Origin of the sequence: Bradyrhizobium sp. ISRA464 (genome assembly GCF_029910095.1) — a bacterium.
Classification (GTDB): Bacteria; Pseudomonadota; Alphaproteobacteria; order Rhizobiales; family Xanthobacteraceae; genus Bradyrhizobium.
The window spans coordinates 7,357,858-7,371,708 of the sequence record NZ_CP094526.1 but is presented as its reverse complement, the minus strand read 5'-3'; the positions used below and the strand labels follow the sequence as shown (position 1 = coordinate 7,371,708).

General features: G+C 61.8%; 13 protein-coding genes and 1 pseudogene. 12 read left to right on the top strand and 2 right to left on the bottom strand.

Going from position 1 to position 13,851, the window contains the following annotated elements:
• Nucleotides 1-184 precede the first annotated feature (184 nt).
• The 11 genes and pseudogenes from MTX19_RS34070 (at nt 185) to MTX19_RS34020 (ending at nt 11,007) form a co-directional block, all read left to right on the top strand.
• On the top strand, nt 185-2,704 hold the full coding sequence (locus tag MTX19_RS34070) for a 4Fe-4S dicluster domain-containing protein (protein WP_348638241.1): 2,520 nt from the start codon (nt 185-187) through the stop codon (nt 2,702-2,704).
• A gap of 2 nt (nt 2,705-2,706) precedes the next feature.
• Nucleotides 2,707-4,086, top strand: coding sequence for an NrfD/PsrC family molybdoenzyme membrane anchor subunit (nrfD, locus tag MTX19_RS34065; RefSeq protein ID WP_280981122.1), 1,380 nt, complete (start codon nt 2,707-2,709; stop codon nt 4,084-4,086).
• Nucleotides 4,083-4,607: a DUF3341 domain-containing protein gene (locus tag MTX19_RS34060; protein WP_280981121.1), complete on the top strand. Its 525-nt coding sequence runs from the start codon at nt 4,083-4,085 to the stop codon at nt 4,605-4,607. Before nrfD ends, MTX19_RS34060 begins: the two co-directional genes overlap by 4 nt.
• A complete protein-coding gene (locus MTX19_RS34055; RefSeq protein ID WP_280984973.1) occupies nt 4,607-5,137 on the top strand; it encodes a cytochrome c in 531 nt (176 codons plus the stop codon). The genes MTX19_RS34060 and MTX19_RS34055 overlap by 1 nt, the downstream gene beginning before the upstream one ends.
• A gap of 116 nt (nt 5,138-5,253) precedes the next feature.
• Entirely contained in the window at nt 5,254-6,189 is a 936-nt protein-coding gene (locus MTX19_RS34050; protein WP_280985681.1) for a hypothetical protein, read from the top strand.
• A complete protein-coding gene (locus MTX19_RS34045) occupies nt 6,179-6,658 on the top strand; it encodes a hypothetical protein (protein WP_280981119.1) in 480 nt (159 codons plus the stop codon). The genes MTX19_RS34050 and MTX19_RS34045 overlap by 11 nt, the downstream gene beginning before the upstream one ends.
• A complete protein-coding gene (locus tag MTX19_RS34040; RefSeq protein WP_280981118.1) occupies nt 6,655-7,455 on the top strand; it encodes an SCO family protein in 801 nt (266 codons plus the stop codon). The genes MTX19_RS34045 and MTX19_RS34040 overlap by 4 nt, the downstream gene beginning before the upstream one ends.
• Entirely contained in the window at nt 7,452-8,414 is a 963-nt protein-coding gene (coxB, locus tag MTX19_RS34035; RefSeq protein ID WP_280981117.1) for a cytochrome c oxidase subunit II, read from the top strand. The genes MTX19_RS34040 and coxB overlap by 4 nt, the downstream gene beginning before the upstream one ends.
• Nucleotides 8,415-8,419: 5 nt before the next feature.
• Nucleotides 8,420-10,024, top strand: a pseudogene (locus MTX19_RS34030) (cbb3-type cytochrome c oxidase subunit I); the annotation flags it as partial.
• 39 nt (nt 10,025-10,063) lie between these two features.
• A complete protein-coding gene (locus tag MTX19_RS34025) occupies nt 10,064-10,720 on the top strand; it encodes a cytochrome c oxidase subunit 3 (RefSeq protein WP_280986152.1) in 657 nt (218 codons plus the stop codon).
• Entirely contained in the window at nt 10,717-11,007 is a 291-nt protein-coding gene (locus MTX19_RS34020; protein ID WP_280985680.1) for an oxidase, read from the top strand. The genes MTX19_RS34025 and MTX19_RS34020 overlap by 4 nt, the downstream gene beginning before the upstream one ends.
• Before the next feature lie 115 nt (nt 11,008-11,122).
• Here MTX19_RS34020 and MTX19_RS34015 read toward each other — a convergent pair whose 3' ends face one another.
• The gene (locus tag MTX19_RS34015; RefSeq protein ID WP_280981113.1) at nt 11,123-11,491 is read right to left on the bottom strand and encodes a peptidoglycan-binding domain-containing protein; all 369 of its coding nucleotides are present in this window, start codon (nt 11,489-11,491) and stop codon (nt 11,123-11,125) included.
• An 80-nt stretch (nt 11,492-11,571) separates the two neighbouring features.
• Complete coding sequence (gene hpnI, locus MTX19_RS34010; protein ID WP_280981112.1) at nt 11,572-12,726, bottom strand: bacteriohopanetetrol glucosamine biosynthesis glycosyltransferase HpnI; 1,155 nt, start codon at nt 12,724-12,726, stop codon at nt 11,572-11,574.
• Between the two features lie 403 nt (nt 12,727-13,129).
• Here hpnI and MTX19_RS34005 point away from each other — a divergent pair, with 403 nt between their 5' ends.
• On the top strand, nt 13,130-13,840 hold the full coding sequence (locus MTX19_RS34005) for a hypothetical protein (RefSeq protein ID WP_280981111.1): 711 nt from the start codon (nt 13,130-13,132) through the stop codon (nt 13,838-13,840).
• Nucleotides 13,841-13,851 lie beyond the last annotated feature (11 nt).

The window sequence follows — 13,851 nt, the reverse complement described above, 5'->3', positions numbered from 1 at the left end:
CTATGTGCAGATCCCCGAACGTGCGACGCCGGGCGTACCGCTGCGGTTCGCGAGCGCGTTGCCCCTTGCCGGTTACGGTCGCGGAGTCCTTGTCACCTCGGTCGAAGGCCGCCCCATCAAGATCGAAGGAAATCCACGCCATCCAGCCAGCCTCGGCTCAACCGACGTCTACGGCGAAGCAACGGTGCTGTCGCTCTACGACCCGGATCGTTCGAAGGCACCACATAGCGAGAGCCGGGTTCAGTCGTGGAGCGCATTCGATGCCGCGCTGGGCCCGCGACTTGATCAGCATCGCGCGAAGCAAGGGGAAGGATTGGCGATCCTCACCGGGCGCGTCACTTCGCCGAGCATGATTGCTCAGTTGGACACGTTGAAGCGCTCGATGCCGCAGATGAAGTGGTATCGCTACGAAGCGATCGAGGACGACGCGATACGCAACGGGGTGAAGCTGGCCTTCGGCCGTCTCGCGACCGCACTGCCGCGCTTTCCCGATGCCCGCGTCGTGCTTACGCTCGATGGTGATCCGATTGGCGTTGGTCCGGAACAAATCCGCTATGCGCGCGAGATCGTCGATGCGCGCCGCCCGCAGGTGCCGGCGAACTCGCTGCGGCTCTATTCTGCCGAACCGGACTGGAGCCTGACCGGAGCGCTGGCCGATCACCGCGTCGCCCTGCGACCCGAATTGATCCGCAACGTGGCGATCGAGGTTGCGCGCGCGATGGGGGCGCCGCTTGAGCCGGCTACTCTGCCGGATCAGGCCAAGGAATTTGCCGCGGCGGCCGCGGCGGATCTCCAGGCGCGGCGCGGTGCGGCCCTGGTGACGGCTGGACCGCGGCAACCGTCAGAGGTCCATGCGCTTTGCCACTGGATCAACGGGCAGCTGCAGGCGCCGGTGGACTTCATTGCGCCAGTCGACCCCGTTACGGAGGGGCACACCGAATCCTTGCGTAACTTTGTCTCCGACGTGAGCGGGGGGCGCGTCGAGACATTGATCATCCTTGACGCTAACCCAGTCTATGACGCCCCCGGCTCGCTCGGGGTAGACGAAGCGATCAAGGCGGTGCCCTTCAAGGCGCATTTTGGCGGCTTCCGTGACGAAACAGCGCAACATTGCACGTGGCACCTTCCGCTTACGCATGTGCTGGAGCGCTGGTCCGACATCAGGACCTTTGACGGAACTGCGAGCATTATCCAGCCGCTGCTCATTCCGCTCTACGACAGCCGTGATCAGCATCAGATCCTGGCAATGCTGCAGGGGGAGGCCAGTTCGCCGACGCTCGACATCCTTCGCAACCAGTGGAGGTCGGCTGCTGCCGACAAGGACCGCGCGGATTGGTGGCGGCAAACCTTGCACGATGGAGTCGTTGCCAACTCGGCTTTCGCGAAGATTTCGCTGCCGCCGGTCAATCTTCCCAAGCTCGCTCCAGCCGCTGTCGCGGGGAACCTTACACTGGCGCTCGCTCCCGATCCTTCCGTCTTCGATGGAGCAATGGCCAACAACGCTTGGCTGCAGGAATGCCCGAAGCCATTCACCAGCCAGGTCTGGGGAAACGCGCTGCACGTGGCGGAGCCCGATGCGCGGGAACTCGGGCTCCGTGATGGCGAGGTGGTGCAGCTCAAGCGCGGCGAAACGACGCTCGAAGTGCCGGCACTGGTGAGAGCGGGGCAGGCGGCCGGCGTGCTGGCGACGACGCTTGGCTACGGTCGAAGGAATGCCGGGACGATCGGGACCGGTATCGGCTTCGACGTTTACCCTTGGCGGAACGCAGATTCGCCGTGGCTGATCGACAATATCACGATTGCCAGGACGGGGCGCCGAACCGAGTTATTGCAGACGCAACACTTTTTCGATCTCGAAAGCGAGGCTGAAAAGCTACAGCCGCGCTTGACGCTCGCGAACCTCGCCAGCGGCAACTTCCATTTCGAGCGGCCCGGCAGCGACCCGCCGACACTCTACCCGCCGGCGCATGCCGACACTTACGAATGGGCCATGGCGATCGACGCTTCGGCCTGCATCGGCTGCAACGCCTGTGTCGTGGCGTGCCAGGCCGAGAACAACGTTCCGATTGTCGGTCCCGACGAAATCGCCATGGGCCGCGACATGCACTGGATGCGGATCGACCATTATGTGGTCGATGCGCGACCGGGCTTCAGTCCGACGCCGTGCATGCATTGCGAGCACGCACCATGCGAACCTGTCTGTCCGGTGGCGGCCTCGATTCACGATAGCGAGGGACTGAACGTTCAGGTCTACAACCGCTGCGTCGGCACGCGCTTCTGTGAATCGAACTGTCCGTACAAGGTCCGCCGCTTCAATTTCGCGGGTTACGCCGATGGCCAGGAGTACGGCAATCTTGGCGAGGATATCGCCAAGGCCGTCTTCAATCCGAACGTAACCGTCCGCAGCCGGGGTGTCATGGAGAAGTGCACCTACTGCGTCCAGCGGATCAGCGTCGCCCGGCGCGCCGCCGAACGGGAAGGTCGCGCGATCCGGGAAGGTGAGGTGGTCACGGCCTGCCAGGCGGCATGCCCAACCAAGGCGATCCATTTCGGTGACATGTCCGATTCGAATTCACGCATCAATGCGTTGCGTGCCGACCCAAGGAGCTATTCGCTTCTAGGCGAGCTTGGGACACGTCCGCGAACGACCTATCTGGCTCGTCTGCACAACCCCAATTCGGACTATGGGAAGGCTCGCTCATGACCATGGCGCTGCCCATCCCTGTGGAGAAATCGGCTGAGTCGGAGCGATGGACGCTGCCGGAGGCGCGCAGCATGGAAGTCGTCAACGCAATCGTTGCAGCGCCATTGCTGGAGCGCTCGTCCTGGAGCTGGCGCGCATGGTGGATCGGATTTTGCGTGAGCCTTGCGGCCACGATGGCATTTCTGGTCACCGTGTTTCTCGTCTTCTATCGCGGCATCGGCATCTGGGGTGTGAACTCAACAGTTGTGTGGGGCTTTGCCATCGCCGACTACGTCTGGTGGATCGGCATTGGGAACGCGGGAACCTTGATTTCCTCGATGTTGTTGCTGATGCGCCAAAGGTGGCGAGCGTCGACCAATCGCTTCGCCGAGGCGATGACGTTGTTTGCCGCCACGATCGCCGGAATTTTTCCCATCATTCACCTTGGGCGGCCGCTCTATTTCTACTGGCTCACTCCTTATCCCAACACGATGCATGTCTGGCCGCAGTGGCGCAGCGCGCTGATCTGGGATTTCTGGGCGATCCTGAGCTACATCCTCTTCTCGATCCTGTTCTGGTATGTCGGCCTGATTCCGGACTTCGCGACCATGCGGGACCGCGCGCAAAAGCGGGGGCAGGCGGCCTTCTACGGAGCGCTCGCCCTTGGCTGGTGCGGATCGTCGCGGCAATGGCAGGTTTACGAGAAACTTCATCTCGCGCTGGCCTGCCTCGGTGTTCCCCTTGTCGTGTCGCTGCACAGCGTGGTCGGGATGGACTTTGCCGCCAGCCTGATGCCCGGCTGGCAGGAGTCGATCTTCCCGCCGTACTTCGTGGTCGGTGCGATGTATTCCGGCTTTGCCATGGTTGCCTGTCTGGCGGCGCTGGTGCGGTGGGGCTTTCGCATGCACGGCCTGATCACAACGGCGCATTTCGACGTGATGGCCAAGATCATGCTGGCGGCGTCGATCATCATGGGCCTGTCGTACGCCACCGAATGGTTCAATGCCTGGTACGGCGGCGAGCGTGCGGATCGCAGCCTCGTAATGTTCGAGTTCGCCGGGCATTACGCGCCGTTGTTCTGGGCACTTCTGCTCTGCAATGTGGTGATACCGCAGGCATTCTGGTGGGCGGGCGTACGCCGCAGCGTGGCCGCTGTCTTCGTCATCGCCGTCATCATCAACATCGGGATGTGGCTGGAGCGCATCCTGATCATCTGGAACACGCTGTCGCATGACTATCTGCCGAGCGCGTGGCGGATATTCCTTCCGACTATCTGGGACTGGATGGTGACGTTCGGCTCGCTCGGCCTGTTCGCCTTGATGTTTCTCGTCTTCGTACGCGTCATTCCGGTCGTTTCAATGCATGAGGTGCGAAAGCTCATCGCGGAGGGGCAATCGCCATGACGCAGCTGCTTCTCGGCGAGTTCACGGATCAGCGGCGCTTCGTCGAGGCGGTCCGCCGCGCGCGCGACGCACCATGCCGTGTGGTTGAGGCATACACGCCCTATCCGCTCGAGGAGCTCTCTGTTGCGCACAGTCATCGGGCGAGCCGGATACGTCCGGTGATGTTTGCCGGCGGCGTTTTGACGGCCGCCCTGGCTTATGGCCTCGAATACTATTCGGCGGTCATCAACTATCCCTATAACAGCGGCGGACGTCCGCTCGACGCATGGCCCACTTTCATGCTGGTCCCGTTTGCGACCGGCATTCTCGTGGCGGCGGTTTGCGGCTTCGCAACGTTTCTTTTCGAGGCAGGGATGCCCTATCTCAGCAACCCGCTGTTCGCCTCGGGCGGCTTTGGAGGAGCGAGCCAGGACCGCTTCATGCTGGCGATCGAGTGTCCGCAGGACAACGACGATCGGTCCGCCGCGGCTGAGATGCTCGCGGGCTTCGGTGCCATTTCGGTACGGGAGGTCCAGTCATGATGCGCGTGACCGCAAAGCTCCTGGCGATGGCGGCATGCGTCGGTCTGCTTGCCGGTTGCGATCTGAGCATGACGGAGCAGCGCAAGCTCACGACCTATGCACCGACCGCGCTGTGGCCGGACGGGACGACTGCGCGGCCGCTTCCGGACGGTGTGGTCGCGCAGGGCGACGTCGAGCGTGCCGCTGCTGCCAAGGATCCGCCGCCAGTCACGGAGACGCTCCTGACGCGTGGGCGCGAGCGTTTCGGCGTCTTCTGCGCACCCTGTCACGGTCTAGCAGGAGACGGAGACGGTGTCATCGTCGCGCATGGATTTCCGGCGCCGCCGTCCTATCACATCGACCGTCTTCTGGCCGCTCCGGCCCAGCACTTCTACGACGTCATCACCAACGGCTATGGAGTGATGTTTTCTTACGCCGATCGCGTGCCGCCCCATGATCGGTGGGCAATCGCCGCCTATATCCGTGCCCTGCAATTGTCGCGGCGAACCAAGGTCGCCGATGTACCCGATGCAGCGGAGCACCTCAGATGACCCCACGCAGCCGGAGCATCGCAGGACTGATCGGCGGCGTCGCGGCGCTGCTCGGCGTCGTTGGGTGTGCGATCGTTGATCCGGCGGCAGCCTCCGCAGGGTGGCTCGTCGGATTTGTGTTCTGGGCGCAGATCCTGGTGGGAAGTCTCTCCCTCATGATGATTCATCGGCTTACATCCGGGGACTGGGGCGAGATCATCGCGCCCGCCACCGAACCGGCCGCAGCTTCCATACCGCTACTTGTTCCTCTTGCCGTGCCGATCTTTGTGGCAATTCCGGCACTGTATCCGTGGGCGCAGCAGCCGTCGACGGTGAAGCCGGATGTGCTGTTGCTCTATCTCAATCGTCCGGCCTTTGTCGTCCGCTCACTGGTGGCATTGACCGGTTGGTCGGCGTTGGCGTTTCTTCTTCCGCGAGCCGCCGGCGCGCGAGGCCAGCTGCTGGCGGCGTTCGGACTGGTGTTCCATTCCGCCATTATCAGCAGTGTGTCGATCGACTGGTATCTCTCGATGGAGGCGCCCTTTACATCCTCGTCGTTCGGGGCAAGCGTTGCAGTTTCCTCGCTTGTTGCTGCGTTGGCCTGGGCTGCGGTGTGGATGCCGGCGCCGGACGACGAGCCGGCCGTCGGTGACGTCGGCGCGCTGCTGTTGGCGACGATTCTTGGGATTACCTACATCGACTTCATGGCGGTTCTCGTCATCTGGTATGGCGATCTTCCGCGCGAAGAAGTCTGGTTCGTGGCGCGAGGTGACTTGCCCTGGACCGCACTGGCGGTCGCCGCCTTCGCGCTCGGATCCCTGATCCCGACGCTTGCCTTGATTCAGGCGCGGGTGCGGAACAACCGACGCCCGCTGCGGGCGATCGGTCTCACAACGCTCGTCGGGATCGGTGCGAATGACGCGTATCTTATTGCGCCGCCGAGGGGCGTCGCCGTGCTTGCGAGCGCATTGCTGTCCATCATCGGCATCGGCCTCATCATCATCGGCGTGACTCCTTTCCTTGCGCGGAGAGGACCACGGCCGTTCGCATGGGGGACGCTCGATGTCACGTGAGCACCATCATATCCGCTACGTCCCCGAATCGCCGAATGTTGGCATGGCTTTCGTGGGCTGGTCAGCGCTGGGCGCGCTGCTCCTGCTCGTGGTGTCGATCGGCGGCCTCTACGGAATCTATCACGCCGTGGCGCCCCCAAGGGGTCTGCCGGCTCCTCAGGCGTTCCCACAGCCGCGCGTGGACACATCCGAAAGCGAGGAACTGCGGCGCATTACCGATGCTCACAGCAAGACGCTCGAAACCTGGCAATGGGCGGATCAGCAGCACTCGACGGTGCAAGTGCCAATCGAACGGGCGATGCAATTGCTCGTGAAGAAGGGCGGTAGCGCCTACGAGCCGCTGCTGTCCTCACCGGAGGCTGCGCTGTCGGCGCCTACCGCTGCGGGCGAGCGAACAACGATCCAGCAAGGGAAGTCACCTTCGGCTGCGCCCAAAGGTGCACAATCGCCGCCGGAGCCGGGCAAATGAGAATGTCTTTCGCCCATATCCTGCTCTTGATCTGCGCGCCGCTTGCGGCGTTGGGGCCGGCGAGAGCGGGGCTCGTTGATGCCGAGGTCAGGAAGGTCGAGGCGGCGCCGGCACCGGATGCAGCGCTGCCGCTCGACGTTGGCTTCATCGACGAAGCCGGTCGTGCCGTGACCCTGCGCACCGCTATCGGCGGCCTGCCAACGGTTCTCGTCTTCGCGGATTACACCTGTCGGACGTTGTGCGGGCCCATCCTGGAATTCACCACCAGCGGCTTGGCGAAGACCGGTCTCAAGCCCGGTGCCGATTATCGCCTGGTAGCGATCGGCATCGATCCCAAGGATAAGCCGGCGGCGGCGCAGGCGATGCGCGTGCGGCACATCGACAGCGGAAGCTCGATCAACGCCGCTGCGGTCTTTCTGACCGGCGGCGAAGCGGCCGTCCGCGCCGTCGCGCAAGCAGCCGGGCTGCATTACTATTACGATGCGGAGCACGACCAATATGCCCATCCAGCTGCAGTCTATGTCGTTGGTGCAAATGGCAGGGTGCGGCGCGTCCTGTCGCCGCTCGGCCTTGACGGCGCTGATCTGCGGCTAGCCGTTGTGGATGCGGGGCGAGGCTCGGTAGGCACTCTCGCCGATCGCATCCATCTGTTGTGCTACGGCTACGATCCGGTGAAGGGAGTTTACACGGAACGCATCAGCAGCTTGCTCGCGTTCGCCGCAGGTATCACGCTGGTTGTTCTGCTGAGCGGCATTTCCCTGATGGCGCTGCGTGACCGTCGGAGCTTGCCGCCATGAAGCTCACCGAGTTCACCACCGCTGCTTCGGACTATGCCGCGCATGTCGATGCGCTGTTCATACTACTGTCCGTAGTCTCGGGAGCCGTGGTCGCGCTCGTTGCGGGGCTGATCACCTATTTCCTGATTCGCTACCACAGGGGGTCCGGCGCACCGCGCGGTGAGACGCCGGAACGCCTCAATCGGGAGATCGAAATCGGCTGGACCGCGACGACGTTCTTTACGTTTCTGTTCCTGTTCTGGTGGGCGGCATCCCGCCAGCTATCGGCGCTGGCCACTCCCGAGCCTGCCCTGGAAATCCATGTCGTCGCCAAGCAATGGATGTGGCGCATCCAGCATCCGAGCGGGGCGCGTGAAATCGACGAACTGCACGTGCCCGTCCATACCAACGTGCGGCTGATCATGACGTCGCAGGACGCGATCCATGACCTCTACCTTCCAGCGCTCCGGCTGAAGCAGGACGTCCTGCCGGACCGTTACACCTATCTTTCGTTCAATGCGACCAAGACCGGCGTTTTTCATCTGACGTGCGCGGAATTCTGCGGCACAGATCACTCGGTCATGGCGGGGCGCCTTGTGGTCGTAACTCCGGAGGAATATTCGCGATGGAACGCCGCGCTGCCAGAGGGCGATGATCTTGCCCACCAAGGCAAGGCGTTGTTCCTTTCGCTGGGGTGCTCTGGATGCCACACTCCTGGCTCGACCGTCCACGCGCCGGACCTGAAAGGCGTCTTTGGCAGCTCAGTCCAGCTTGCCGACGGCCGGACGGTCACGGCCGATGAAGCCTATTTGCGCGACTGCATCCTCCTGCCTGACAAGAACAGGGTGGCCGGCTTTCCGCCCTTGATGCCGAACTTCAGCGGCTCGGTCACCCCCGGGCAAGTCATCTCGCTGGTCGCGTACATCAAATCACTTTCCGGCCAATCGGCCGATACAGGGCAAGGAGCTCCGCTGCCATGAGCGAGATGACATTGCCATATGCGCCGGCGGAAGAGCACGCGGCCGCCAGCTATCTCGACGAAGGTCACACGGTGCTGTCGTGGCTCTTGACCACGGATCACAAGCGAATTGCCATTCTCTATGCGGTTTCCATCACCATCTTCTTCTTCATCGGCGGCATCGCGATCGGCCTGGTGCGGCTCGAACTGATCAGCCCGACCGGCTGGTTCATGACCTCCGACGAGTACAATCGCGCCTTCAGCATTCACGGCATCATCATGGTGTGGTTCTTCCTGGTGCCGTCAATCCCCGCCACGATGGGGAACTTCGTCCTGCCCATGATGATCGGTGCGCCCGACGTCGCCTTTCCGCGTCTCAACCTGTTGTCGTGGTACCTCTACATGATCGGCGCCAGCTTCACGGTCTATGTGCTGCTGAGCGGCGGCGTAGACACCGGCTGGACGTTCTATCCGCCATTCTCGTCCAGTTATTCGCACTCGAGCGTTGTCCCAGCTGCGGTCGGCGTATTCGTGGTCGGCTTCTCGTCGATCGCGACGGGCGTCAACTTCATGGCCACCATTCACCTGTTGCGCGCACCCGGTATGACGTGGTTTCGCCTGCCGCTGTTTGGCTGGTCGATGTACGTCGTCAGCATGGTGATGGTGCTCGCGACGCCTGTCCTTGCCATGTCGCTGCTCCTGATCTGTGCAGAGCGGCTGTTCGGCCTCCCAATCTTCGATGCCCGCGTCGGTGGAGATCCGGTGCTGTTTCAGCACTTGTTCTGGTTTTACAGCCATCCCGCCGTCTACATCATGATCCTGCCGGCCATGGGCGTTGTATCGGAGGTGTTCGCCTGCTTCGCCAGGAGACAGGTATTTGGCTACGCGTTCATGGTCTATGCTTTGCTCATGATCGGCGTGGTCGGCTTCATGGTCTGGGGACATCACATGTTCGTTGCAGGCCAGTCACCGCTCGCAAACCTGATCTTCTCCTTTCTGTCCTTCATTGTGGCCGTCCCGTCGGCGATCAAGGTCTTCAATTGGACCGCGACGCTTTATCGGGGACAAATCGGCTTCGAGGCGCCCATGCTCTATGCGCTGGGCTTTCTGGGACTGTTCACCATCGGCGGCCTCACCGGACTGTTTCTCGCCTCGGTTCCGATCGATATCGCGACCACGGATTCCTATTTCGTGGTTGCGCATTTTCACACCATTATGGTCGGCGGAACGGTTTCTGCCTTTATGGCCGGCATTCACTATTGGTGGCCCAAGGTGACCGGGCGGCGCTACCACGAGTTTGCAGCTCAGCTCGCTGCCATCACCATGTTTCTCGGGTTCAATCTGACGTTCATCCCGCAATTCATCATGGGTTGGCTCGGCATGCCTCGGCGCTACCATTTCTATCCGGACGTGTTTCAGATCTGGCACGTGCTGTCGAGCGGCGGGGCAGCGATGCTCGCCGTCGCCTATCTTCTGCCGCTCGGATACCTCGGGTGGTCGCTGTTCAACGGCGCCCGGGCTGGGGACAATCCGTGGGGCGCGACAGGCCTCGAATGGCAGACGCCTTCACCGCCACCGAAGCAGAACTTTCTGCAACCGCCGCAGGTCACTTCTGCGCCATATCAGTATCACGACGTGGGCCGTGCGCGCGAGGAGGACGAACAGGCGCCGATGGCGGGCCGGGGGGGGCACGCGGTGACCGATCTCTCCGGCGCTTTGCAGGAGCCTTGGCCTGACATTCGCTTGCAGCGCGAAGCGGTCGGCCTCGGCATGTGGTTCTTCCTCGCCAGCGAGGTGTTGTTCTTTGCGGCGCTGTTCTGCAGCTATGCGATCTATCGAAGCTTCAATCCAGAGGCGTTTCGGATTGCAGCGGCACACACGGAGATCATCTATGGCTCCATCAACACGGCGCTCCTCCTGACCTCGAGTCTCACCATGACGATTGCGCTGCGCGCGGCGACGGCCCAACTGCGATGGCTAACGCTCGTCTGCCTCGGCGCAACAGCCGTTCTCGGCGTCGCGTTCCTGGTCACGAAGGGCCTGGAATATCGCGGTGATATCGACGAGCATCTGGTTCCCGGACCTGGCTTCCCCCTGACACCCCCGGCCACCGCGATCTTCTGGGGGCTGTACTGGATCATGACCGGTGTCCACGCCATCCATCTGACCGCCGGCATCGGTGTTGTCGCCGTGGTCATGACGCTGTTTTGGCGCGAGACCATTCCGGTGCAGGGCTCAACCGTGGAAGGTGTGGCGATCTACTGGCACTTCGTGGATACGGTCTGGATATTCCTCTACCCCTTGATCTACTTGGCTGGTCGATCATGAACGAAGCATCAGGCGGCCATAAAACTCTTTGGCGCGGACCCGTGCTGGCATGGGCCGCGCTGCTCGTTCTTGCAGCGATTAGTCTCGCTTCGGCCTACCTACCGCTCGGCGCCGGCAACGTTGCGCTCAATCTCATTATTGCGGCGGCGATGGCCGTTGTACTCGCGATCTTCCTGATGGATTTGAAGAGCGGGACGATGCTGGTGCGCGTCGTCGCGATCACCGGCCTGTTCTGGATGATGTTCATGTTCGCGCTGACTTTTAGCGATTATCTGTCCCGAAGTTAGAAGCGGGGGACAGAGCCCGAAGCTCAGGCGCCGAGCTTGGGGCCCGCGACGCAATCCGGCGGGAGGAGGGGATCGCGTCGGGGAGCGGCCAGTTCGCTGAAGGGTTCCTGAGCCGTTACTTTTGCGCCTGCAGAAACTTGGAAGCATCCAACCCGAAGTCGGCGACCGTCTGCCGGTCAAGCTGTCCCGTCGCCTGTAGCTGCTTGCTCTGCTGGAACTGCTTCACGGCGGCTTGGGTTTCGTTGCCCCAACGCGCATCCGTTGAGCCGGCCTTGAACCCGTTCTTGTCGCGGGCCTGTTGAACTTGCCGCACTTCGCTGTCATTCGGCATGCAATTCTTGCATGCCGAATGACAATCCGGCTGTTTCGGTTGAAAGTGCGCGCGCAAAAGCGCTGTTGGCCCGAGCGTGGCCAACGCCGGATGATGTGGCTGCCGGCCGAACAGGCTGCCGCTGGTGTACAAGCTCGAATTGAGCCGCCTCATTGCGCGGTTCGCCCGCTGTAGACGGCGCAAGCTACGAAATGGGCGGTAGGGCGCTAGCCCGCCAAACGCCGCCCCGATTCTTAGTCGAGGCTATCCTTCTGGATCGTGCCGTCACGAAAGATCTGGTAGTTCTGGCCACGCCATTCGACTTCGGCGCCGAAGAAGCTGCACAGGAAAACCGCAAATGAGATCGTGTCATGAAGCGCTAGCAGCCATAGCCCGTGCGGTCGCAAGTTGAAGGTTCGTTCGATGCTGAAATTCAGGACGGCACGGCTGGCAAATGCGATGCTCAGCAAGGCGATCGGATGCTGCGCCCCTGTCAGGACGGCGATCAAGGCGAGCATCACCGGATGCATGAATATGGTTCCGACATAACCGACGGGATCAATCGAGCGGATGGTGCGCGACGAGCGCATATGGTGCTCCCAGAATGAGCGGAAGCTGCGATCAAAGCAGACGTGCCCAACCGCCCAAGGCGGGACACTGACATCCAGCCCGATCGCGCGAACAGCTCGACCGATCGCGTAGTCGTCCGCGAGCTCGTCCAGAAACGGTTGAAAGCCGCCAATACGTCTCAGAACATCTTTTCGCATGGCGATCGCCGAGCCGAAACAGGGTTTGGCTGCGCCGAACGTCAACGCGATAATCACGTTAGGGAGAAACTGTGCGTTGATGTTAAGCGCGGAGATCTTGGCCCAGACGCCGCCGGCTGCAACTCCGTGGTATAAGCAGGTCACCGCTCCGATCTGGGAGTTATCGAGCTCGGCAACGAGGCGACCGACGAACTGATCATCGACGACGATATCGCTATCGGACAAGACGACGATTTCGTGACGAATCTTCGCTTCCAGATTGACCAGATTTGCGATTTTTGGATTCTCGCCCCGCAAGCGGTCGCCGACAACAAGATCGATCTCCATGACAGGATGCAACCTCTGCACGAGCCGGACCACCTGATTTGCGGGATCGGCGCATTGCTGCGTCCCGCAGATAAGCTGGATCTTTCCGCCATGCCGCTGCTTGCAAAGCGACGCGAGCCGCTGAAACAAGCCTGGCTCGCTTCCGTGCAACGGCTTCAATATCGTCACCGGTCGCGTCGAAAATCGGTCGAGCGTCGACGGTCTGTTAAAGCGAGTCGCCAGGATTGCAGCGAGAATATTGTAGACGATACCAAGAATCGCGCCGGCTATGCAGATCTCTCTCACGATATGGACAGTCTCGCTCAAACCGGGCATTTTCGAATGATCGCCTTTCTAAACAAAAGAGCTAAAGCAACGGGTCACCGTCAAATGCCGCAGCGCGACACCGACATTCGATGAGGTGCGCGTCCGGCTCGCGCCGCCAGTTAGGTCTCCTCGCGGCCGCAGGGCGCGCAGTCCAATGAGTCGAACGTGAGGGCGCTCGGAGCGTTCCAGAGCGGTGCCGACCGGCCCCGTCCGATTAACGCATGTTAAAGCGCGCCGGGCTTGACCGGTTCAAGGGTGGTTGCTTTCCGCATGAGCGGCTTATGTCGGATTGGCAGGTAGAAACGAAGCTGTGGCAGCGATGTTATCTCGACAAGCCACGATCAGCAGTGACTCGGAGAGAGACCGATCGCGCGCCGCGTGGGTACCTGCCTGTTCGTGAGCTATTTCCGCAATGGCGATAACCAGGCTCCATCGAGGTCCTAGAACAGCCGCTCAAACCGGGCAGGCAATCGTCTGTGCGGCTCTCGCGATCGAGGCCGAGATCGTTGGGCGTTATTTCAACAGAGAAGCGTGGGGGCCGGGCTCTGCTGACCTCTCGGAGTTCGTCGAGCACGCTGCAGCTGACGGTTGTCGCGGTATTGTCAGCTACGGTGTCGCGGGAGGACTGTGTCCCGACTTACGATCCGGCAGAATCGTGGTCGGTTCGGAGATCGTCGCGCCGAACGGAAGCGTCCCGACGGACGATGTCTGGTCAGCGTGGCTTCTTTCGGCGATTCCAACGGCCGTGTACGGTCCGATCATCGGAATTGATATGCCCATATTGGCTTGCGCGTCGCGAAACGAACTGCAGCTTCGATCCGGCGCATTGGCCGTCGATATGGAGTCTCACCTGATCGCCCGCCTGGCCGCAGCCAACTCAATGCGGTTCGTTGCTCTTCGTGTCGTGATCGACGCCGCAGGGCGTAACGTCCCGCCGACAGCCCTTGCCTGCGTTTCGAGTGATGGCGAGATCAGTCGATGGCGGCTCAGTCGTCTATTGCTTGGGCGCCCTTCCGACACGCTCGACGTCATCAAACTTTCGGCAGACTGGCGGCTGGCTCGCAAAGCCCTTCTTTGCTGCTCTGAGGTCCTTGGCTCCAGCATCCGAGCAATTGAACTCTAGAAAGTAAGTCT

Bases quoted from the DNA above. Each gene is read 5' to 3' on its own strand.
- nrfD (WP_280981122.1), top strand. From the start codon at position 2,707: ATGGCGCTGCCCATCCCTGTGGAGAAATCGGCTGAGTCGGAGCGATGG.
- MTX19_RS34060 (WP_280981121.1), top strand. From the start codon at position 4,083: ATGACGCAGCTGCTTCTCGGCGAGTTCACGGATCAGCGGCGCTTCGTC.
- MTX19_RS34055 (WP_280984973.1), top strand. From the start codon at position 4,607: ATGCGCGTGACCGCAAAGCTCCTGGCGATGGCGGCATGCGTCGGTCTG.
- MTX19_RS34045 (WP_280981119.1), top strand. From the start codon at position 6,179: ATGTCACGTGAGCACCATCATATCCGCTACGTCCCCGAATCGCCGAAT.
- MTX19_RS34040 (WP_280981118.1), top strand. From the start codon at position 6,655: ATGAGAATGTCTTTCGCCCATATCCTGCTCTTGATCTGCGCGCCGCTT.
- coxB (WP_280981117.1), top strand. From the start codon at position 7,452: ATGAAGCTCACCGAGTTCACCACCGCTGCTTCGGACTATGCCGCGCAT.
- MTX19_RS34025 (WP_280986152.1), top strand. From the start codon at position 10,064: ATGGCGGGCCGGGGGGGGCACGCGGTGACCGATCTCTCCGGCGCTTTG.
- MTX19_RS34020 (WP_280985680.1), top strand. From the start codon at position 10,717: ATGAACGAAGCATCAGGCGGCCATAAAACTCTTTGGCGCGGACCCGTG.
- MTX19_RS34015 (WP_280981113.1), bottom strand. From the start codon at position 11,491: ATGAGGCGGCTCAATTCGAGCTTGTACACCAGCGGCAGCCTGTTCGGC.
- hpnI (WP_280981112.1), bottom strand. From the start codon at position 12,726: ATGCCCGGTTTGAGCGAGACTGTCCATATCGTGAGAGAGATCTGCATA.
- MTX19_RS34005 (WP_280981111.1), top strand. From the start codon at position 13,130: ATGGCGATAACCAGGCTCCATCGAGGTCCTAGAACAGCCGCTCAAACC.